Source organism: Rubrivivax gelatinosus, assembly GCF_016583785.1.
Lineage (GTDB): Bacteria > Pseudomonadota > Gammaproteobacteria > Burkholderiales > Burkholderiaceae_C > Rubrivivax > Rubrivivax gelatinosus_B.
This window is the reverse complement of the sequence record NZ_NRRU01000007.1, coordinates 1-18920: the sequence shown is the minus strand read 5'-3', so window position 1 is coordinate 18920 and position 18920 is coordinate 1. Positions and strand designations below refer to the sequence as shown.

General features: G+C 70.3%; 18 protein-coding genes. 1 reads left to right on the top strand and 17 read right to left on the bottom strand.

Annotation, left to right across the window (positions count from 1 at the left end):
• Positions 1–24: 24 nt before the first annotated feature.
• The 12 genes from CKO43_RS03235 to CKO43_RS03180 form a co-directional block, all read right to left on the bottom strand.
• The gene (locus CKO43_RS03235; RefSeq protein ID WP_200228906.1) at positions 25–513 is read right to left on the bottom strand and encodes a MaoC family dehydratase; all 489 of its coding nucleotides are present in this window, start codon (positions 511–513) and stop codon (positions 25–27) included.
• A 137-nt stretch (positions 514–650) separates the two neighbouring features.
• On the bottom strand, positions 651–1829 hold the full coding sequence (locus CKO43_RS03230) for an acetyl-CoA C-acyltransferase (protein WP_200377805.1): 1179 nt from the start codon (positions 1827–1829) through the stop codon (positions 651–653).
• Positions 1822–3612 carry a bifunctional isocitrate dehydrogenase kinase/phosphatase gene (gene aceK / locus CKO43_RS03225; RefSeq protein ID WP_200377804.1) on the bottom strand — a complete coding sequence of 597 codons (1791 nt, stop codon included), beginning with the start codon at positions 3610–3612 and terminating at the stop codon, positions 1822–1824. The genes CKO43_RS03230 and aceK overlap by 8 nt, the downstream gene beginning before the upstream one ends.
• Positions 3612–4274: a carbonate dehydratase gene (can, locus tag CKO43_RS03220; RefSeq protein WP_200228903.1), complete on the bottom strand. Its 663-nt coding sequence runs from the start codon at positions 4272–4274 to the stop codon at positions 3612–3614. The genes aceK and can overlap by 1 nt, the downstream gene beginning before the upstream one ends.
• Positions 4275–4333: 59 nt before the next feature.
• Positions 4334–5512 (bottom strand): isovaleryl-CoA dehydrogenase, encoded by a 1179-nt coding sequence (locus tag CKO43_RS03215; RefSeq protein WP_200377803.1) that lies wholly within the window; start codon positions 5510–5512, stop codon positions 4334–4336.
• Between the two features lie 91 nt (positions 5513–5603).
• A complete protein-coding gene (locus tag CKO43_RS03210) occupies positions 5604–6029 on the bottom strand; it encodes a MerR family transcriptional regulator (RefSeq protein ID WP_200228901.1) in 426 nt (141 codons plus the stop codon).
• A 330-nt stretch (positions 6030–6359) separates the two neighbouring features.
• Positions 6360–7196, bottom strand: coding sequence for a M48 family metallopeptidase (locus CKO43_RS03205; RefSeq protein ID WP_200377802.1), 837 nt, complete (start codon positions 7194–7196; stop codon positions 6360–6362).
• A gap of 47 nt (positions 7197–7243) precedes the next feature.
• Positions 7244–7930, bottom strand: coding sequence for a GntR family transcriptional regulator (locus tag CKO43_RS03200; RefSeq protein WP_200228897.1), 687 nt, complete (start codon positions 7928–7930; stop codon positions 7244–7246).
• The gene (locus tag CKO43_RS03195; RefSeq protein WP_200377801.1) at positions 7927–8811 is read right to left on the bottom strand and encodes an ABC transporter permease; all 885 of its coding nucleotides are present in this window, start codon (positions 8809–8811) and stop codon (positions 7927–7929) included. Before CKO43_RS03195 ends, CKO43_RS03200 begins: the two co-directional genes overlap by 4 nt.
• Positions 8812–9690, bottom strand: coding sequence for an ABC transporter permease subunit (locus tag CKO43_RS03190; RefSeq protein ID WP_200228893.1), 879 nt, complete (start codon positions 9688–9690; stop codon positions 8812–8814).
• 241 nt (positions 9691–9931) lie between these two features.
• Positions 9932–11200 carry an ABC transporter substrate-binding protein gene (locus tag CKO43_RS03185; RefSeq protein WP_200228891.1) on the bottom strand — a complete coding sequence of 423 codons (1269 nt, stop codon included), beginning with the start codon at positions 11198–11200 and terminating at the stop codon, positions 9932–9934.
• A 26-nt stretch (positions 11201–11226) separates the two neighbouring features.
• Positions 11227–12249: an ABC transporter ATP-binding protein gene (locus CKO43_RS03180; RefSeq protein WP_200377800.1), complete on the bottom strand. Its 1023-nt coding sequence runs from the start codon at positions 12247–12249 to the stop codon at positions 11227–11229.
• 174 nt (positions 12250–12423) lie between these two features.
• Between CKO43_RS03180 and CKO43_RS03175 the strand changes: the two genes are divergently transcribed.
• Positions 12424–13155, top strand: coding sequence for an aspartate/glutamate racemase family protein (locus CKO43_RS03175; protein WP_200377799.1), 732 nt, complete (start codon positions 12424–12426; stop codon positions 13153–13155).
• Here the strand turns inward: CKO43_RS03175 and CKO43_RS03170 are convergent.
• From CKO43_RS03170 to lnt, 5 genes are all read right to left on the bottom strand, one after another.
• Positions 13098–13895 carry a lysophospholipid acyltransferase family protein gene (locus CKO43_RS03170; RefSeq protein WP_200377798.1) on the bottom strand — a complete coding sequence of 266 codons (798 nt, stop codon included), beginning with the start codon at positions 13893–13895 and terminating at the stop codon, positions 13098–13100. The genes CKO43_RS03175 and CKO43_RS03170 overlap by 58 nt on opposite strands.
• The gene (gene gmhB / locus CKO43_RS03165) at positions 13895–14500 is read right to left on the bottom strand and encodes a D-glycero-beta-D-manno-heptose 1,7-bisphosphate 7-phosphatase (RefSeq protein ID WP_200228883.1); all 606 of its coding nucleotides are present in this window, start codon (positions 14498–14500) and stop codon (positions 13895–13897) included. Before gmhB ends, CKO43_RS03170 begins: the two co-directional genes overlap by 1 nt.
• A 130-nt stretch (positions 14501–14630) precedes the next feature.
• Entirely contained in the window at positions 14631–16745 is a 2115-nt protein-coding gene (gene glyS, locus CKO43_RS03160) for a glycine--tRNA ligase subunit beta (RefSeq protein WP_200377797.1), read from the bottom strand.
• 4 nt (positions 16746–16749) lie between these two features.
• A complete protein-coding gene (gene glyQ, locus CKO43_RS03155; protein ID WP_200228881.1) occupies positions 16750–17667 on the bottom strand; it encodes a glycine--tRNA ligase subunit alpha in 918 nt (305 codons plus the stop codon).
• 32 nt (positions 17668–17699) lie between these two features.
• A partial coding sequence (gene lnt / locus CKO43_RS03150; RefSeq protein ID WP_200377796.1) for an apolipoprotein N-acyltransferase occupies positions 17700–18920 on the bottom strand: 1221 nt, incomplete at its 5' end.

Here is an 18920-nt window from a genome sequence, read left to right as displayed (position 1 = left end):
GTAGCGCGGCACGGTGAAGGACTTTCAGCCGCCGGGGGCTCGCACGCGCAGCGTGGCGCGGCCGATCACGCAGGGCTTGCCGGCGACGCCGGCGCGGCCGTCGACGTGGGCGATGACGCCGCCGCGGTGCGAGGGCTCGAGCTGGGTGACGCGCCAGACGAGGTGCAGGTCCTGCTCGGCGAAGACCGGCGCCTTGAACGCGAAGTTGACGTTGAGCACCAGCAGCTCGCGCGCCAGGCCGTCGTCGGAACGCGAGAAGCGCGAGGCCAGCAGCCCCAGCAGCCGCGACACCGTCTGCTGGCCGCTGGCGATGATCTCGCCGAAATGCGCGCGTTCGGCGGCCTTGCGGTCGCGGTGCAGCGGGTTGGCGTCGCCCGACAGGCGGGCGAAGTCTTCGATCTCGGTGCGCGTGTAGCGCAGGCGTTCATGCGCTTCTTCGCCGACGGCGATCAGCGCGGGGCTTTCGACTTCTTCGGCCGCAGCCGGTGCGGCCAGCGTGGCGAGGCGGTTCATCGTCTCGGACTCCTGGTCTGGGGGTCGAAGCCTGGGCTCCGGGTTGCCACCAGTCTGCCAGCCCAGGCCCCGCCAGCCCAAGACCGTTTGCGTAACACGGCATCACAAACCGCATCACGAAACGGCGACGCCCTCGCTCAGAGCATTTCGAGCGCCAGCGCCGTGGCTTCGCCGCCGCCGATGCACAAGGCGGCGACGCCGCGCCGCTTGCCCTGCCGGCGCAGCGCACCCAGCAGCGTGACGACGATGCGCGCGCCCGAGGCACCGATCGGGTGGCCGAGCGCGCAGGCGCCGCCGTGCACGTTGACCTTCTCGTGCGGCAGCGAGAACTCGTGCATCGCCGCCATCGTCACCGCGGCGAAGGCCTCGTTGACCTCCCACAGGTCGACGTCGGCGGGCTTCCAGCCGGCCTTGGCCAGCACCTTGGAGATGGCGCCCACCGGCGCGGTCGTGAACCACTCGGGCGCCTGCGCGTGCACCGCGTGCGCGACGATGCGCGCCAGCGGCTTGACGCCGCGTGCGGCGGCGCTGGACTCGCGCATCAGCACCAGCGCCGCGGCGCCGTCGGAGATGCTGGAGGCGCTGGCAGCGGTGATCGTGCCGTCCTTCCTGAACGCGGGCTTGAGCCCCGGGATCTTGTCCGGCCGGGCCTTGAACGGCTGCTCGTCGCGGCGCACGACGGTCTCGCCGCCCTTGCCGGCCAGCGTCACCGGGGCGATCTCCCAGTCGAAGCTGCCGTCCTCGTTGGCCTGCTTCGAGCGTGCGGTCGAGGCGATCGCGAACGCGTCCTGGGCTTCGCGCGTGAAGCCGTACTTCGCGACGCATTGTTCGGCGAACACGCCCATCGCCTTGCCGCGTTCGTAGGCGTCTTCCAGGCCGTCCAGCGCCATGTGGTCATACAGCGCCGAGGCGCCGTACTTGATGCCCTTGCGCGCGAACACCAGGTGCGGCGCGTTCGTCATGCTCTCCATGCCGCCGGCGACCAGCAGCTCGGCGCTACCGGCGGCGAGCATGTCGTGCGCGAACATCATCGCGCGCATGCCCGAGCCGCACATCTTGCTGAGCGTCACGGCACCGGCCGAATCGGGCAGCCCGGCGCGGCGCAGCGCCTGGCGCGCCGGCGCCTGGCCCTGGCCGGCCATCAGGCAGTTGCCGAGCAGCACCTCGTCGACGGCGTCGCCGGGCACGCCGGCGCGTTCGACCGCGGCCTTCACCGCGACGGCGCCCAGCTCCCAGGCCTGCAGCGCGGCGAAGTCGCCGAGCAGGCCGCCGATCGGCGTGCGCGCGGCCGAGGCGATGACGATGGACTCAGGCATGGCGTGTCTCCTGTAGGGGTCGTGAGTCGTTCGGGCGACCGCTCGAAAACCGTTTGGACGGCTCGTAGGGAAAGACGTCGTGCACGTGGCCGGCGGCGATGCGCTGCTTGTGCGTCTGCCAGAAGGCCGCATCCAGCAGGTCGGCGTGGTGGGCCATGAACACCTCGCGCACCGCCGGGTTGCCGAGCAGGAAGGGGCCGAAGGTCTCGGGGAACACGTCCTTCGGACCGACCGAATACCAGATCTCGCCCGACATCTCGTCTTCTTCGTTGCGCGGCGCCGGCACGCGGCGGAAATTGCAGTCGGTGACGTACTCGATCTCGTCGTAGTCGTAGAAGACCACCTTGCCGTGGCGCGTGACGCCGAAGTTCTTCCACAGCATGTCGCCGGGGAAGATGTTGGCGGCCACCAGGTCCTTGATCGCGTTGCCGTACTCGACGACTGCATGCGCCACCTGGTCCGGCGGCGCTTCCTGCAGGTAGATGTTCAGCGGGATCATGCGGCGCTCGATGTAGAGGTGGCGGATGACCAGCATGTCGCCCTCCTCCTCGAGCAGGCTGCCGCAGAAACGCTTCAGTTCGGCCACCAGTTCTTCCTCGAAGCGGTGGCGCGGGAAGGCGACGCTGCTGTACTCCAGCGTGTCGGCCATGCGGCCGACGCGGTCGTGCTGCTTGACCAGCAGGTACTTGGACTTGATCTGCTCGCGCGTCGTCTCCTTCTGCGGCGGGTAGTAGTCCTTGATGACCTTGAAGACGTACGGGAACGAGGGCAGGTCGAAGACCAGCATCACCATGCCCTTGATGCCCGGGGCGATGCGGAACTTGTCGCTGCTGTAGCGCAGGTGGGCCAGGAAGTCCCGGTAGAACATGTTCTTGCCCTGCTTCTGCAGGCCCAGCGCGCTGTAGAGCTCGGAGCGGTCCTTGTGCGGCATCATCGAACGCAGGAACTGCACGTAGGCCGACGGCACCTCCATGTCGACCATGAAGTAAGCGCGCGCGAAGCTGAACAGCATCAGCAGGTCGTCCTCGCCGAAGAGCGCGGCGTCGATGACCAGGGCGCCGCTTTCGCCGTGCAGGATGGGCAGCGCGAACGGCGTCTCGTTGAAGCCGTTGATGATGCGGCCGACCAGGTAGGCGCCCTTGTTCCGGTAGAACAGGCTGGACAGCACCTGGATCTGGAAGTTGGCGCGCGGCCGGAAGCCGCCCAGCTCCGACAGCATCGCCTGCAGCACGCGGTCGACGTCGCGGTCCAGGTCCTCGAAGGCGAGATCGAGCTGGAAGTTGTCGACGATGCGGTGCCAGGTCTCGGCCAGCGTCATGTGCGTCGGGTAGTAGGCGCGGTAGGTGGGCTTGGTGCCGGGTTCGTCGCTTTCCAGGTACTCGGTGCTGATCGCCGGGCGCACGAAGATGAAGTCGTTGTTGAAGTAGCTGCGGTGCAGAAGCTTGGCGGTGACCGAGTTGAAGAAGGTCTCGGCGAGCTCGGGCTGGCTGTGGTCGGTGAGCAGGCCGATGTAGTGCAGCTTGACCTGCTGCCAGGTGTGCATCGACAGGTCTTCGATGTGGAACTCGCCGCGCAGGCGCTGCACGGCCTCCATCACACGCAGGTCGTAGTACTCGATGCGTTCGCGCTGCGCGCGCTGCTGGCCGTGCCAGTCGGCGCGCTCGAAACGCTGCTTGGCCGCGGCGCTGGCCTCGCGGAACAGCCGGTAGTGGCGGTTGAAGCCGTCCAGCATGGCACGCGCGATCTCGTAGGCGCGCCCGTCCCCGAGGTGGCGCGGGAACATCAGCCGTCCCCGAAGCGCCGGTGCAGCGCGGCCAGTGCGGCCTCGTAGGCCGGCTCGACGTCGGCCGGCCCGGAGGCGGTGATGGCCAGGTCGGCGATCAGGCCGTTGTGCAGGCCGTAGACCCAGCCGTGCACGGCGACGTCCTGGCCGCGCGCCCAGGCGTCTTCGACGATGGTCGTGCGGCAGAGGTTGCGCGACTGCTCGAGCACGTTCAACTCGCACAGCGCGTCGACGCGGCGCTCGGCGGGCAGGCGGTCGAGAAACTCGCGGTGCCGGTCGCGCACGTCCTGCACGTGGCGCAGCCAGTTGTCGGCCAGGCCGACACGCACATTGCCCAGCGCCGCCATCACACCGCCGCAGCGCGAGTGGCCGACGACCATCACGTGGCGCACGCGCAGCTGGTCGACCGCGTACTGCAGCACCGACAGGCAGTTCAGGTCGGTCGGGATGACGACGTTGGCGACGTTGCGATGCACGAACAGTTCGCCCGGCAGCAGGCCGACGAGTTCGTTTGCCGGCACCCGGCTGTCGGCGCAGCCTATCCACAGGTACTGCGGCGTCTGCTGGTGCAGCAATCGGGTGAAGAAACCCGGCTCGCGGGCTTCGACGTCCTCGGCCCAGGCTCGGTTGTTGGCGAACAGGTCGTTCAGCTTTTCGGACATGGCGACGATGTGCAGGGGGGACGCTGGCGAGTGTACGCAGCGCCCCCAGCCCCCAGGGTTCAGGCCGTCTGCGAGAACAGTTCGCGGCCGATCAGCATGCGCCGGATCTCCGAGGTGCCGGCGCCGATCTCGTAGAGCTTGGCGTCGCGCCACAGCCGGCCCAGCGGGAAGTCGTTGATGTAGCCGTTGCCGCCGAAGATCTGGATGCCTTCGCCGGCCATCCAGGTGGCCTTCTCGGCGCACCAGAGGATGACGCTGGCGCAGTCCTTGCGCACCTGGCGCACGTGGCCGCTGCCGAGCGCGTCGAGGTTCTTGCCTATCGTGTAGCAGAAGGCGCGGCCGGCCTGCAGCACCGTGTACATGTCGGCCAGCTTGGCCTGGATGAGCTGGAACTCGCCGATGCTCTTGCCGAACTGCTTGCGCTCGTGCACGTAGGGCACGACGGCGTCCATCACCGCCTGCATGATGCCGATCGGCCCGGCGGCGAGCACCGCACGTTCGTAGTCCAGCCCGCTCATCAGCACCTTGGCGCCGCCGTTGACGGCGCCAAGCACGTTCTCGGCCGGCACCTCGACGTCCTGGAACACCAGTTCGCCGGTGTGGCTGCCGCGCATGCCCAGCTTGTCGAGCTTCTGCGCCACCGAGAAACCCTCCATGCCCTTCTCGACGATGAAGGCGGTGACGCCGCGGCCGCCGAGCTCGGGCTCGGTCTTGGCGTAGACCACCAGCGTGTCGGCGTCGGGGCCGTTGGTGATCCACATCTTGCTGCCGTTGAGAACATAGACGCCGCCGCGTTCGACGGCCCGCAGCTTCATCGCCAGCACGTCGCTGCCGGCGCCGGGCTCGCTCATCGCCAGCGCGCCGACGTGTTCGCCGCTGATCAGCCGCGGCAGGTAGCGCTGCTTCTGCGCCTCGCTGCCGTTGCGCCGGATCTGGTTGACGCACAGGTTGCTGTGCGCGCCGTAGCTCAGGCCCACCGAGGCGCTGGCGCGCGAGATCTCCTCCATCGCCACCATGTGCGCCAGATAGCCCATGTTGGCGCCGCCATAGGCTTCGGGCGCGGTGATGCCGAGCACGCCCAGGTCGCCCAGCTTGCGCCACAGGTCCATCGGGAAGCGGTCGCTGCGGTCGATCTCGGCGGCGCGCGGGGCGATCTCGGCCTGGGCGAAGGCGCGCACGGCGTCGCGCAGCGCCTCGATGTCCTCGCCGAGCATGAAGTCCAGTCCGGGCAGGCTCATGCGTTGTCTCCAGTGGGCGGCGGCGCGGTCCGTGCCGCGCCGCTCGTTGACGTTTACGTAAACGTCAATCTACCCGAGCCGGGCCCGGCACTCAACGAGGGGCGACCCGACGTCGCGGCGCCGCCGCGGCCGCCAGCAGCTCGCGGCAGCGCTGCTCGTGCTGCTCGATCTCGGCCAGCGTGACCTCCAGGTCTTCGCGCTGCTGCTCGAGCTGGCGCCGGTGCTCGGCCAGCGTGCCGAGGAAGGCCTGCAGCTGCTGCGCCGTGTCCGAGGGCGAGTCGTAGAGGTCGACGAGCTGCTTGATCTCCTGCAGCGAAAAACCCAGGCGTTTGCCACGCAGCGTCAGCTTCAGCCGGGTGCGGTCGCGCGCCAGGTAGACGCGGTTGCGGCCGCGGCGCTCGGGCGTCAGCAGGCCGACGTCTTCGTAGAAGCGGATCGCGCGCGGCGTGATGTCGAACTCGTGCGCGAGCTCGGTGATCGTGTAGGTGCGGGCGGCGCCGGGGCGCGTCGAGTCCATGGCGAAGTGACGTTGACGTCAACGTGAACCGGGAGCCGAACTGTAAGTCGCCCGGCACGCGCCACGGCACAGGGCCGCCCCGCAGGGCGGCACAAAGACAGGATGGAGTGGCAGGCGCCAGGGCTGCTGGATAGAGCAGGCGGCGGGCCCGAGGGGCCCGCCGCCACCCTGCCGGTTTCATTGAACCGTTCCCTGCGCCGACGGTGATGACAGCGTTGTGCCAGAGTGTGACGCAAGACTGCACCGCCGCCCATACGTTGGGGGACGGATTCCGCCCCCATACCTTTGTAGGTTGCAGGCTTGCGGCCTGACCGCCGTCAAGCCGCGGCCTCAGTCGAAAACCGGCAGCACCTCGTGGCGCAGCGCACCGCGCGCCTGTTCGTAGTCGGGCATCACCGAACGCACGACGCCCCAGAAGGCGGCGCTGTGGTTCATCTCGCGCAGGTGGGCGAGTTCGTGCGTGACGACGTAGTCGATGACCGGCAGCGCGAAATGCACCAGGCGCCAGTTCAGCCGCACCGAGCCGTCGGCGCTGGCGCTGCCCCAGCGCGTGGCGGCCGAACTGAGCGACAGGCGTTTGACCGCGACCCCGAGCTGCGGTGCGAAGCGCCCGACACGTTCCTCGAAGATGCGGCGCGCCTGGCGCTGCAGCCAGCTCTGCACCACGTCGCGCCACTGCTCGGGCGCGGCGCCCTGCGGCAACCCCAGGCGCAGCGTGCCGCTTTCGGCGTCGAGCACGGCGCCGGCGGCCAGCGGGTCCAGGCGCAGCACGATCTCGCGGCCGAGAAAGGGGATGGTCGCGCCGTCGCGCCAGTCGATGCGCGCCGCGGCCAGGCGCCGGCCGCGTTCACGTTGCTCGTGCAGCTTGCGCAGGATCCACTGCGCCTTGGCGCGCAGCGCGGCGTCGATGTCGCCCGCCGGCACCCAGCGCGGCGCGCTGACGCTCAGGCCTTCGGCGCCGATGACGAAGCCGATGCTGCGCCGGCGCGCACGCCGCAGCTCGTAGCCGACCAGGTGCTCGCCGAGGCGGATTTCGCGCTGCGCACGCGGGTGCACGAAACCCGGCGACGGCGCCGCCACGCGCACGGTGGGTGGCGCGAGCGACGCGTGCGGCGCGTCGAACAGGGACAGCTGGCTCGCGGGCGCGGCGTCTGGCACGGGCGGCATGAGACGCGATTCTAGGAAAACGGCGCGAGCCGGCGCCGCGGCCGCTCTCAGCCTTCGCGGTAAGGCGCGAACAGGTCGCGCAACGGCGTCGGCGCGACCGCCTCGCCGACGCTCAGCGAACGTTCGATCTCGCCGAGGTGGCGGCGCATCTCGGTGGCGGCGCCGCTGCCGCGCCCGGCCAGCGCCGCCAGCAGCCCGGTGTGCGTGTGCGCGGCGCAGGTGCGGGCGTGGCCGCCCTGGTAGAGCGCGATCAGCAGCGAGGTCGTCGGCAGCAGTTCGTCGAGCAGGCGCACGAAGACCGGGTTGCCGGCGAAACGCGCGAGCGCGCGGTGGAATTCGCCCGACAGCCGGATCGTCGCCGGCGCGTCGCCGCGGGCCTCGGCCTCGGACTCCTGGCGCACCAGCGCCTCGAGTTCGGCGCATTGCTCGCTGCTCAGCCGGCCGGCCAGGCGCCGCACCAGCTCGCACTCGACGACACGGCGCGCGTCGAAGACCTGCGCCGCCTGCTCGCGCGTGGGCTGCGGCACGCGGGCGCCGCGGTTGTGTTCGAGCTCGACGACCTGGTCCTGCCCCAGCCGGTGCAGCGCCTGGCGCACCACCGTGCGCGAAACGCCGAAACCTGCGGCCAGTTCGACCTCGCGCAGCCGGGTGCCGGGCGCGAGCCGGTGTTCGACGATCGCGGAGTGGATGGCGTCGTAGACGCGCTGCGTCGCGGTGGCGGGCGTCGCCTTCATGCGCGCGCCCCGGCGCGTCGGCGCCAGGCCCAGACCACCGCCAGCGTCGTGCCGACGACGGCGAACGAGATCACCGTCGTCACCGTGCCGAGCGCGTAGATCACCGGCGTCGTCACCGTCGTCGTCAGGCCCTGCAGTTCCAGCGGCAGCGTGTTCAGGTCGCCCATCACCTGCGACGAACGGGCGATCTCGTCCCAGGACAGCGTGAAGCCGAACATGCCGATGCCGACCAGGCTGGGCCCGATCAGCGGCAGCACGACGTGCAACAGGCTCTGGCGAGGGCTGGCGCCGAGGTCGCGTGCGGCTTCCTCGTAGGCGGGGTTGAAGCGGTTGAAGACGGCAAACATGATCAGCAGGCCGAAAGGCAGGGTCCAGGTGAGTTGTGCGCCCAGGCCCGAGGTGAACAGGCCGAGCGCGCTGACGTAGTTCTCGGCGACGGACGGCGCATGCGCCTCCAGCCAAGCACGCAAAAAACCGTCGAGCAGCCGGAACATCAGCGCTATGCCCAGCGAGACGACGATGGACGGCATGATCAGGCTGGCGACGACGATATAGAAAAGCGCCGTGCCGCCCGGCAGGCGCTTGCGGTAGGCCAGGCCTGCGGCCAGCGACAGCGCCACCGTCAGCCCCATGACGACGGCGCCCAGCGCCAGCGAACGCCGGAACGCGGCGCCGATGTCCACCGTGCCTATGCCTTCCCAGAGCTGCCGGAACCAGTGCAGCGACACGCCGCGCAGCGGGAAGGTCAGACCGCCCTCGGGGCCCTGGAAGCTGAGCACGAAGATGGCGAACATCGGCCCGTACAGGAACAGCACGAAGGCGCAGAAGAAGAGCGCGAGAAACCAGAAGCTGGCGGGCCGGGCGCGGCGTTCGGCGGCCATCTACAGCTCCTTCCTCAGGTCGACCAGGCGCATCAGCGCGACGATCATCATCAGCACCACCGCCAGCAGCACGACGGCGTTGGCGGCTGCGGCCGGGAACTGCAGGTAGCTGGCCTGCACCTGGATGGTCTTGCCGACCGAGGCGATCTGCTGGCCGCCCATCACGCCGACGGTGACGAAGTCGCCCATCACCAGCGCGACGACGAAGATCGAGCCGATCAGGATGCCGGTCTTGCTGAGCGGCAGCACGACGTGGCGCACCGTCTGCCAGGCGCTGGCGCCGCCGTCGCGCGCGGCCTCGATCAGCGAGCGGTCGATGCGCATCATCGAATTGAAGATCGGCACGATCATGAACATCGTGTACAGGTGCACGAAGGCCAGCACGACCGAGAAGTCGGAGTACAGCAGCCACTCGACCGGCTGCTTCACGAGGCCCAGGCCGAGCAGCGCGTCGTTGACCAGGCCGTTGCGGCCCAGCAGCGGGATCCACGAGATCATGCGGATCACGTTGCTGGTCCAGAACGGCACCGTGCAGACGATGAACAGCAGCGTCTGCACCAGCGTCGAGCGCACGTGGAAGGCGAGGAAGTAGGCGACCGTGAAACCGACGAGGCCGGTGATGGCCCAGGTCAGCAGCGCGAACTTCAGCGTCGAGCCGTAGGTGCGCAGCGTGACGCAGAGGTCGTCGGGGCCGCCGCCGCAGCCCGAGAACAGGTCGATGTAGGCCTGCGGCGTGAACGCCGGGATCAGCTCGTAGTCGGTCGCCTGCCAGAAGCTGACGGTGACGATCAGCGCCAGCGGGATCAGGAAGAAAACGGCGAACACCGCCGCCAGCGGCAGTGCCTGGAGCCAGGCCGACACGGCGCTGCGGTTCACCACCGGGCGCCCCTGCTCCCTCTCCCTCTCCCGCTCGCGGGAGAGGGTTGGGGGCGAGTCAGGACGTCATCGGTCCGGTGGACCGATGACGCCGGCCGAGCGGCCGAGCCGCCGGCTCGGCGCGGCCCGCAGGGTGAGGGACGTCGTCCGCCACCACCCTCACCCCGGCCCTCTCCCGCCGGGCGGGAGAGGGGGAGCAAAGCCGCGCGCTGCAGCGGCGCGAGGTGCCGGCCCGGCCGCCGGCTCAAGCCGCGACGAACTCGTTCCACTTCTGCACCATGTACTGGTTCTCGTCCATGATCGAGTTCCAGCACGCGATGCCGCCCATGCGCGCTTCGTAGCTGCCGCCGTCGCGCACGCTGCCGGCCTTGGCGAGCAGGTCGCCGGTGGGGCTCTTGATGTCCTGGGCGGCGGGCTTGCCTTGCATCCAGTAAGCCCACTCGTAGGCTTCCATCTTGGACCTGGCGGTCTCCAGCACGGCGCTGTAGTAGCCCTGGCGGTTCAGGTAGGCGCCGGCCCAGCCGTCGAGGAACCAGTTGATGAACTCGTAGGCCGCGTCGGCCTTGCGGCCGGTCAGGGTGCGCGGAATGCCGAAGCCGGCGGCCCAGGCGCGGTAGCCCTCCTTCAGCGGCTGGAACACGCAGGGGATGCCCTTGGTGCGCACCGCGGTCACCGCCGGCGACCACATCGACTGGATCACGACCTCGCCCGAGGCCATCAGGTTGACGCTCTCGTTGAAGTCCTTCCACAGCGCGCGGAACTGGCCGGCACGCTTGGCCTCGATCAGCGTCTTGATGGTGAGGTCGATCTCCTTCTTCGTCATGTTCCCCTTGTCGGGGTACTTGTAGAGGCCCATCGCCTCGACGACCATCGCCGCGTCCATGATCCCGATCGACGGGATGTTGAGGATCGCCGCCTTGCCCTTGAACTCGGGGTTCAGCAGCTCCTTCCAGCTCTCGATCGGGCGCTTGATCAGGTCGGGGCGGATACCCAGCGTGTCGGCGTTGTAGACCGTCGGGATCAGCGTCATGTACGGGGTCGGCGCGGCGGAGAAGGTCTTCGCGTCGGGCTTGTCCAGGTACATCACCTTCTTCGGCGCCGTGCCCTGGTCGCCGACCTTCTTGCCGCCGACCGTGCCCTGGGTGAACAGCGTGGTGATCTTGTCGGCGTTCTTGATGCGCTTGGTGTCGATGCCCAGCAGGTTGCCGGTCGGCAGGATCTTCTTCAGGCTGAAGTACTCGGTGTCGATCAGGTCGAAGGAGTTCGGCGCCGTCACCGCGCGCTTGGTGACGTCGTCGGTGGTCACCGCGATGTACTGGATCTTGATGCCGGTGTCGGCCTCGAACTTCTCGGCGATGCGGCGGTCCTGGTTGACCGCGGTGCCGAGGTAGCGCAGCGTGATCTTCTCCTGCGCGTGCACGTAGGGGAAACCGGCCAGGCCGACGCCGGCGGCGCCGGCCATCTTCAGGACCTGGCGGCGCGTGTTGCCGGCGGGACGTTGTTGATCGCTCATCGGGTGCTCCTGGGGCGGGTGGAAGTTCAGGCTTCGAGCGCGTGCGCTTCGGCTTCGGGCCAGCGCATCGCCAGACGCTGCCCGGGCTCGAACGGGCGCGCGTGGAAATCGGCATCGGACAGCGCCGCGGTCCAGGTGTGGACCGGCGCTTCGTCGTCGGCGGCGTCGTCGGCCGCGCGCGGCTCGCCCAGCGCCTGCACGTGCACCTGCACCTGCGCGCCCTGGTATTCGATCGCCTGCACCGTGACCGGCACGCCCTCGCCGTCGAAACCCAGGCGCACGCGGTCGCTGCGCACCGCCACCTTGCCGGCCGGCGTCTCGATGACGTTGTGGGCGCCGATGAAGCGCGCGACGAACTCGGTGCGCGGGCGCTCGAAGACCTCGCGCGCGCTGCCGGCCTGCTCGATGCGGCCGTGGTTCATCACGACGACGAGATCGGCCAGCGCCATCGCCTCTTCCTGGGAGTGGGTGACGTGCACGAAGCTCATGCCCAGCTCCTGGTGCCAGCGCTTGAGTTCGGCGCGCATCTTCAGGCGCAGGAAGGGATCCAGCGCCGACAGCGGTTCGTCCAGCAGCAGCACGCGCGGGCGCATCATCAGCGCGCGCGCCAGCGCCACCCGCTGCTGCTGGCCGCCCGACAGCGCCGCCGGCAGCCGCGCGGCGTACGGCGTCATCGCCACCAGTTCCAGCAGCTCGCGCGCCCTCGCCTCGCGTTCGGCGCGCGCCACGCCCTTCATCCGGGCGCTGAAGGCGACGTTGTCCAGCACCGTCAGGTGCGGGAACAGCGCGTAGCTCTGGAACATCATCGCGGTGCCGCGTTCGGCCGGCGACAAGTGCGTGATCTCGCGCCCGGCGAGCACGACATGGCCCGCGGTCGGTGTCTCGTGACCCGCGATCATGCGCAGCGTCGAGGTCTTGCCGCAGCCCGAGGGGCCTAGCAGGCAGCAGTAGCTGCCACTGGCGATCTTCAGGTCTATACCGGCGACGGCGACCGCATCGCCGAAGTGTTTGGCCAGCGAGACGAGTTCCAGGTCGGTGCGCGCGCTCATCGGCGCCGGCAGGACGCAACGAGCGTGCCAGACGAGGGGCCACGGGCCCGGCCCTTGCAGGCGGACGATTGTCGACAGCCCCCGGCACCAGAGGCGCTCACCGACACGGTGAAACAACGCACCAGCCCGGCCTGTTTGTATGCAAACTGCACCGCTGTGGACAGGAGAGGACGCGTGAGACTGCTGCTGATCAACCCCAATACCTCGGCCGCGATGACGGCGTCGATCGCGGCCGCGGCGCGCGAGATCGCCGCCGCCGGAACCGAGATCATCGCGCGCCAGCCGAGCTTCGGGCCGGCCTCGATCGAAGGCCATTTCGACGACGCTTTCGGCGCTGCCGGCGTCGCCGAGCAGGCGCGCCTGGCCGCCGGCGACGGCGTCGACGCGACCGTGATCGCCTGCTTCGGCGACCCCGGCCTGGACGCCGCACGCGAGGTGCTGGCCGGCCCGGTGCTGGGCATCGCCGAAGCCGCCTTCCACGCCGCGGCGATGCTGGCCACCGGCTTCTCGGTGGTGACGACGATGTCACGCACCTGCGTCATCGCCGAACGCCTGGTGCAGCGCTACGGCTTCGAACGCGCCTGCCGCGGCATCCACGGCACCGACATCCCGGTGCTGGACCTGGAGGCCGCCGGCGACGCGCTGGTCGCCACGCTGGAAGCCGCCGCGCGGCGCGCGCTGGCGGCCGACCGCAGCGAGGCCATCGTGCTCGGCTGCGCCGGCATGGCCGGGCTGGCGCGCACGCTGCAGGCGCGCCTGGGCGTGCCGGTGGTCGACGGCGTCGCCGCCGCGGTCAAGTTCGCCGAAGCGCTGGCGGCGCTGGGCCTGCAGACGCCGAAGGTGGGCGACTACGCGCCGCCGCGGCCCAAACCCTGGGCCGGCTGGGCCTCGGGCTTAGTCGCGTAGGCCTCGGGGTCCAGGCGGCGCATCTCGGCTTCGATCCAGGCCTCGACCTGGCGCATCAGTTCGTCGGGCTGGCGGCCGGCAGAAGCTATCGGCGCGCCGATCGAGACCTCGACCAGACCCGGGCGCAGCAGCATGCTTTTGGCCGGCCAGCAGCGGCCGGCGGTGACCGCGATCGGCACGATGGGCACGCCGGCGGTGATGGCCAGGCGCGCGGCGCCGGTCTTGTAGGCACCCTGGGTGCCACGCCGCGTGCGTGTGCCCTCGGGGAACATGATCACCCAGTTGCCCAGGTCGAACAGGCGCCGGCCCAGCTTCGCCACCTTGTTCCAGGCCTCGGCGCGGCGCGAGCGGTCGATGTGGATCATGTCCAGCCGCGCCAGCGCCCAGCCGAAGAACGGCACCCACAAGAGCTCGCGCTTGAAGACGTAGGCGATCGGGTGCGGCATCAGCATCGGCAGCGCGAAGGTCTCCCAGGTCGACTGGTGCTTGGCGGCGAGCACGACGGCCGCATGGCGGTCGGCCAGCGTGGGCACGTTCTCGATGCCGTGCACGCGCCAGGCGACGCCGCAGATGAAGCGTGCGCTGCGGATCGCCAGCGTCAGCCAGCCGACGCAGACGCGCCAGCAGATGCGCCGGGACGCGAAGGCCGAGACCAGCACCAGCACCGTCGCCCAGGGCATGACGGTCAGCGTCAGCCAGGCCCAGTACAGCACCGAGCGCAGCAGCCAGGCAACGCGCATCAGCTGCGCTCTCCCGGTGCGGCCTCCGGCTGGCTGCGGTCGCGCTGGAGCACGAAGTCGACGAAGGCGCCGAGGTTGGCGTGGGCGCGTGCGCCGGGCACCTGGTGCAGGGTCTGGTGCAGCTGCTCGTCGTCGAGCGCGGCGGCGCGGCCGGTGAGGATCAGGTGCGGCTCGCAGCCGGCGGCACGCGCGGCGGTCAGGTCGCGCACGGTGTCACCGGCCACCGGCACGCCGCGCAGGTCGACGCCGTAGCGCCGGCCGATGTCCAGCAGCAGCCCGGGCAGCGGCTTGCGGCAGTCGCACTGCTCCTCGGGCGTGTGCGGGCAGAAGAACACCGCGTCGAAACGCCCGCCGAGCACCGCGAGCTGGCGGTTCATGTGCGCATGCACCGCGTTGACCGAGACCATGTCGATCATGCCGCGGCCGATGCCGGCCTGGTTGGTCGCCAGCACCACGTGCCAGCCGGCGTGGTTCAGCCGCGCCACCGCCTCCAGCGAGCCCTTGATCGGCGCCCACTCCTCGGGCCCCTTGACGTGGTCGTCGCGGAACTCGTTGAGGATGCCGTCGCGGCCCAGGATCACGAGCTTGATCGACGGCGCAGGCATGGACTATCTCCTCGGAATGCGAAGAACAACGGCCGCTACCGCTCAAGCTTCCCGCCACGGGTCCGGCTTTGCCGGCCCGTCGGCGGACGGCCCCCTCGGGGGGTAGCGAGCGCGAGCGAGCTTGGGGGCGTCATGTCGCCAACCGCGACAGGTCGGCGACGCGGTTCATCGCAGCATGGAGCGTGCCCAGCAGCGCCAGCCGGTTGCGGCGCAGCGCCGGATCCTCGGCGTTGACCATCACGGCGTCGAAGAAAGCGTCGACCGGCGCCTTCAGCGCCGCCAGCGCCTGCAGCGAAGCCGCGTAGTCGCCACGCGCGAAGGCGGCATCGGCCTGCGGCGCGACGCGGCCGAGCGCGTCGAACAGCGCCGCTTCGGCCGGCTCGACCAGGCGCGCCGCGTCGACCGCGCCGCCGGTGGTCTCGTCGCTCTTCTTCAGGATGTTGCCGACCCGCTTGTTGGCAGCGGCCAGCGCCGGCGCCTCGGGCAGCGCGGCGAAAGCGCGCACCGCGGCCAGGCGCTGCGGCAGCTCGGCCCAGCGTTCGGTGCGCAGCGCGACGACGGCGTCGACCTCGTGCGCGCTGTAACCCTGTTCACGCAGCCAGCCGACCAGGCGTTCGTCGAGGAAACGCAGCACCTCGGCCTGGGCCTGGCCGTGGCCGGCCGGGAAGGCAGCAAACGCCGCCGAGACCAGCGCCGGCACCGACAGCGGCAGCGCCTTCTCGACCAGCATGCGGATCACGCCCAGCGCGTGGCGGCGCAGCGCGAACGGGTCCTTGTCGCCGGTGGGCAGCTGGCCGATGCCGAACAGCCCGGCCAGCGTCTCCAGCTTGTCGGCCAGCGCGACCGTGATGCCGGCCAGGCCGGCGTCGGTACGCGGCAGCGCGTCGCCGGCGAAACGCGGGCGGTAGTGGTCCTCGACGGCCAGCGCGACGGCTTCGGTCTCGCCGTCGTGGCGCGCGTAGTAGCCGCCCATCACGCCCTGCAGCTCGGGGAACTCGCCGACCATGTCGGTCAGCAGGTCGGCCTTGGCCAGCAGCGCGGCGCGATCGGCCAGCGCCGCCAGCGACGCGCCGCCGAGCTGTTCGCCGATGTGGCGCGCGATCGCCCGCACGCGCTCGACACGTTCGCCCTGGCTGCCCAGCTTGCCGTGGTAGACCACCTTGGCCAGCGCCGGGATGCGCGAGGCCAGCGTCTTCTTGCGGTCCTGGTCGAAGAAGAACTTGGCGTCGGCCAGGCGCGGGCGCACGACACGTTCGTTGCCGCCGATCACGCGGCTGGCGTCGGCCGGGCGGATGTTGCTGACGACGAGGAAACGTTCGGTCAGCCGGCCCTGGGCGTCGAGCAGCGGGAAGTACTTCTGGTTGGCCTTCATCGTCAGGATCAGGCACTCCTGCGGCACGGCCAGGAACTCGGGCTCGAAACGCGCCAGCAGCACGTTCGGGCGCTCGACCAGCGCCGTCACCTCGTCGAGCAGCGCGTCGTCGTCGATCGGCTTCAGGCCTTCCTTGGCGGCGGCCGCGTCGAGCTGGCGCACGATCTCGGCGCGGCGCTCGGCGAAGCTGGCGATGACGGCGCCTTCGTCGCGCAGCTGCGCGGCGTAGCTGTCGGCGTCGTGGATCTCGACCGTCGGCGTGGCGGCCTCGAAACGGTGGCCACGCGTCGTGCGGCCGGCCTGCAGGCCGAGCGCGCCGACCGGCACGACATCGCTGCCGTGCAGCGCCACCAGCCCGTGCGCCGGGCGCACGAAGTCGACGCTGGTCCAGCCGTCGGCGAGCTGGTACTTCATCACCTTCGGGATCGGCAGCTTGGCGATGGCTTCGGCCAGCGCCTTCTGCAGCCCTTCGGCCAGCGTCGCGCCGGGCTGGATGCTGTCCAGGTACAGCGCCTCGTTCTTGCCTTCGCCCTGGCGCTTGAGCTGGGGCACGACGTCGGCGCCGTGGCCGAGCGCGGCCAGCTTTTTCACCAGCGCCGGCGTGGCGCCGCCGTCGGCGGCCAGCGCCACGGCCACCGGCATCAGCTTGGTGCTGACGGCCTGGTCGGGGGCCTTGGCGGCGACGCCGGCGACCTGCACCGCGAGGCGCCGCGGCGAGGCGTAGGCGGTGACGGCGGCGTCGGCGCTGGCCAGCTGTTGGGCGCGCAGGCCGTCGGCGAGCACGCCGGCGAAAGCCTCGCCCAGCTTCTTCAGTGCCTTGGGCGGCAGTTCCTCGACGAAGAGTTCGACGAGCAGGTTCTTCTTGTCGGTCATGGTGTCAGGCCGCCTTCTTCGCCAGTTGCGCGGCGACTTCGTCGGCCCACTCGCGCGGCGCCAGCGGGAAACCCAGGCGCGCGCGGCTGTCGAGATAACTCTGGGCGACGGCGCGCGCCAGGTTGCGGATGCGGCCGATGTAGCCGGCGCGTTCGGTGACGCTGATCGCGCCGCGCGCGTCCAGCAGGTTGAAGGTGTGGCCGGCCTTCAGCAGCTGCTCGTAGGCCGGCAGCGCCAGCTGCTGCTCCATCAGGTACTTGCTCTGCTTCTCGTGCGCGGCGAAGGCGGTGAGCAGGAACTCGACGTCGCTGTGCTCGAAGTTGTAGGTGCTCTGCTCGACCTCGTTCTGGTGGTAGACGTCGCCGTACTTCAGCGTGTCGGTCCACTGCAGGTCATAGACGTTGTCCACGCCCTGCAGATACATCGCCAGGCGCTCCAGGCCGTAGGTGATCTCGCCGGTGATCGGCTTGCAGTCGATGCCGCCGACCTGCTGGAAGTAGGTGAACTGCGTCACTTCCATGCCGTTCAGCCACACCTCCCAGCCCAGGCCCCAGCAGCCCAGCGTCGGGTTCTCCCAGTCGTCCTCGACGAAACGCACGTCGTTGGCCTTCAGGTCGAAGCCCAGCGCTTCGAGCGAACCGAGGTACAGGTCCAGGATGTTGGCCGGCGCGGGTTTGAGCACCACCTGATATTGATAGTAGTGCTGCAGCCGGTTCGGGTTCTCGCCGTAGCGGCCGTCCTTGGGGCGGCGGCTGGGCTGCACGTAGGCGGCTTTCCAGGGCTCGGGGCCGATCGCGCGCAGGAAGGTCGCGGTGTGGCTGGTGCCGGCGCCGACCTCCATGTCGTAGGGCTGCAGCAGCGCGCAGCCCTGGGCGTCCCAGTAGGACTGGAGCTTGAGGATGATCTGCTGGAAGGTGAGCATGGAGCGGGACGCGGGCGACAAAACCCGGAAGTTTACGCAGCCCGCCGCCGCCACCCCGCCGACACGATCACGACCAGCGCCGCCAGCAGCCCCATGGGCCACAGCCCGAAACGCGCCGCCCACCAGGCAAACGGCGTGATGCCGCTGCGGCCTTCGACCTTGGCCTCGAGCACGCCGCGGATGCCGGGCTCCAGCCGCGCCGTGACCTCGCCGCGTGCGTCGATGACGACCGTCATGCCGGTGTTGGTGGCGCGGATCATCGGCCGCTGGAACTCCAGCGCCCGCATGCGCGAGATGTTCAGGTGCTGCGGCAGCGCCACCGAGTCGCCGAACCAGGCGATGTTGGACAGGTTGGCGAACAGCGTCGGCGCCGCGGCCGGGTCGACGAAACGCCGCGCCAGCTCCTCGCCGAACAAGTCCTCGTAGCAGATGTTGGGCGCGATGCGCTGGCCGGCGGCGGCGAAGGACGGCGGGTTCACGAGGCCGCGGTCGAAGTCGCCCAGCGGGATGTTCATCAGCTCGGTGAACCAGCGGAAACCCGTCGGCACGAACTCGCCAAATGGCACCAGGTGGTGCTTGTCGTAACGGTAGGGCGCGCCGCCCGAGAGCCCGGCGACCGAGTTGGTGTAGCCGCGGTCGAAGTCGCCCAGCGGCACGCCGACGAGGGCAGCGCGCCCCGGCGCGGCAAACAGCGCCGTCAGCTGCTCCCAGTAGCCGGGCGCGAAGTCGGCGAGCTGGAAGGGCAGCAGCGGCACCGCCGTCTCGGGCGCGACGACGAGCTGGCCGCGCGCGCCGCGCAGCGCCTGCGCCAGCCAGGCCATCGCCTCGGGCATGCGCTCGACGGCGAACTTCTCGTCCTGGGCGATGTTGGTCTGCACCAGCGACACCGTCAGCGCGCCGGCCGGCGCGTCGAAACGCAGCGGCGCCGCCAGCCCCGGCAGCAGCACGATCGCCAGCGCCACCAGCGCGGCCCCGGCGCGCCGCCGCAGCGCCGCGTGGGCGAACAAGGCCGCCGCCAGCGCCAGCAGCGCGCCGATGCCGTAGACGCCGATCCAGGGCGCCAGCGCCGCCAGCGGGCCGTCGACCTGGGCGTAACCGGCCGCCACCCACGGGAAACCGGTGAAGAGCACGCCGCGCGCCAGTTCGGCCAGCAGCCAGACGGCGGCAAACAGCAGTGCGTCGGGCAGCGCCCGGCCGCGCCGCCAGCGCGCGTAGGCCGCCATCGCCGCCGTCTGGCTGCTGGCCGAACTGGC

Coding starts and splice junctions, on each gene's coding strand:
- CKO43_RS03195 (WP_200377801.1), bottom strand. CDS start 8,811: ATGGCCGCCGAACGCCGCGCCCGGCCCGCCAGCTTCTGGTTTCTCGCG.
- can (WP_200228903.1), bottom strand. CDS start 4,274: ATGTCCGAAAAGCTGAACGACCTGTTCGCCAACAACCGAGCCTGGGCC.
- CKO43_RS03180 (WP_200377800.1), bottom strand. CDS start 12,249: ATGAGCGCGCGCACCGACCTGGAACTCGTCTCGCTGGCCAAACACTTC.
- CKO43_RS03235 (WP_200228906.1), bottom strand. CDS start 513: ATGAACCGCCTCGCCACGCTGGCCGCACCGGCTGCGGCCGAAGAAGTC.
- glyS (WP_200377797.1), bottom strand. CDS start 16,745: ATGACCGACAAGAAGAACCTGCTCGTCGAACTCTTCGTCGAGGAACTG.
- glyQ (WP_200228881.1), bottom strand. CDS start 17,667: ATGCTCACCTTCCAGCAGATCATCCTCAAGCTCCAGTCCTACTGGGAC.
- CKO43_RS03210 (WP_200228901.1), bottom strand. CDS start 6,029: ATGGACTCGACGCGCCCCGGCGCCGCCCGCACCTACACGATCACCGAG.
- CKO43_RS03215 (WP_200377803.1), bottom strand. CDS start 5,512: ATGAGCCTGCCCGGACTGGACTTCATGCTCGGCGAGGACATCGAGGCG.
- gmhB (WP_200228883.1), bottom strand. CDS start 14,500: ATGCCTGCGCCGTCGATCAAGCTCGTGATCCTGGGCCGCGACGGCATC.
- CKO43_RS03170 (WP_200377798.1), bottom strand. CDS start 13,895: ATGCGCGTTGCCTGGCTGCTGCGCTCGGTGCTGTACTGGGCCTGGCTG.
- CKO43_RS03205 (WP_200377802.1), bottom strand. CDS start 7,196: ATGCCGCCCGTGCCAGACGCCGCGCCCGCGAGCCAGCTGTCCCTGTTC.
- CKO43_RS03230 (WP_200377805.1), bottom strand. CDS start 1,829: ATGCCTGAGTCCATCGTCATCGCCTCGGCCGCGCGCACGCCGATCGGC.
- aceK (WP_200377804.1), bottom strand. CDS start 3,612: ATGTTCCCGCGCCACCTCGGGGACGGGCGCGCCTACGAGATCGCGCGT.
- CKO43_RS03200 (WP_200228897.1), bottom strand. CDS start 7,930: ATGAAGGCGACGCCCGCCACCGCGACGCAGCGCGTCTACGACGCCATC.
- CKO43_RS03185 (WP_200228891.1), bottom strand. CDS start 11,200: ATGAGCGATCAACAACGTCCCGCCGGCAACACGCGCCGCCAGGTCCTG.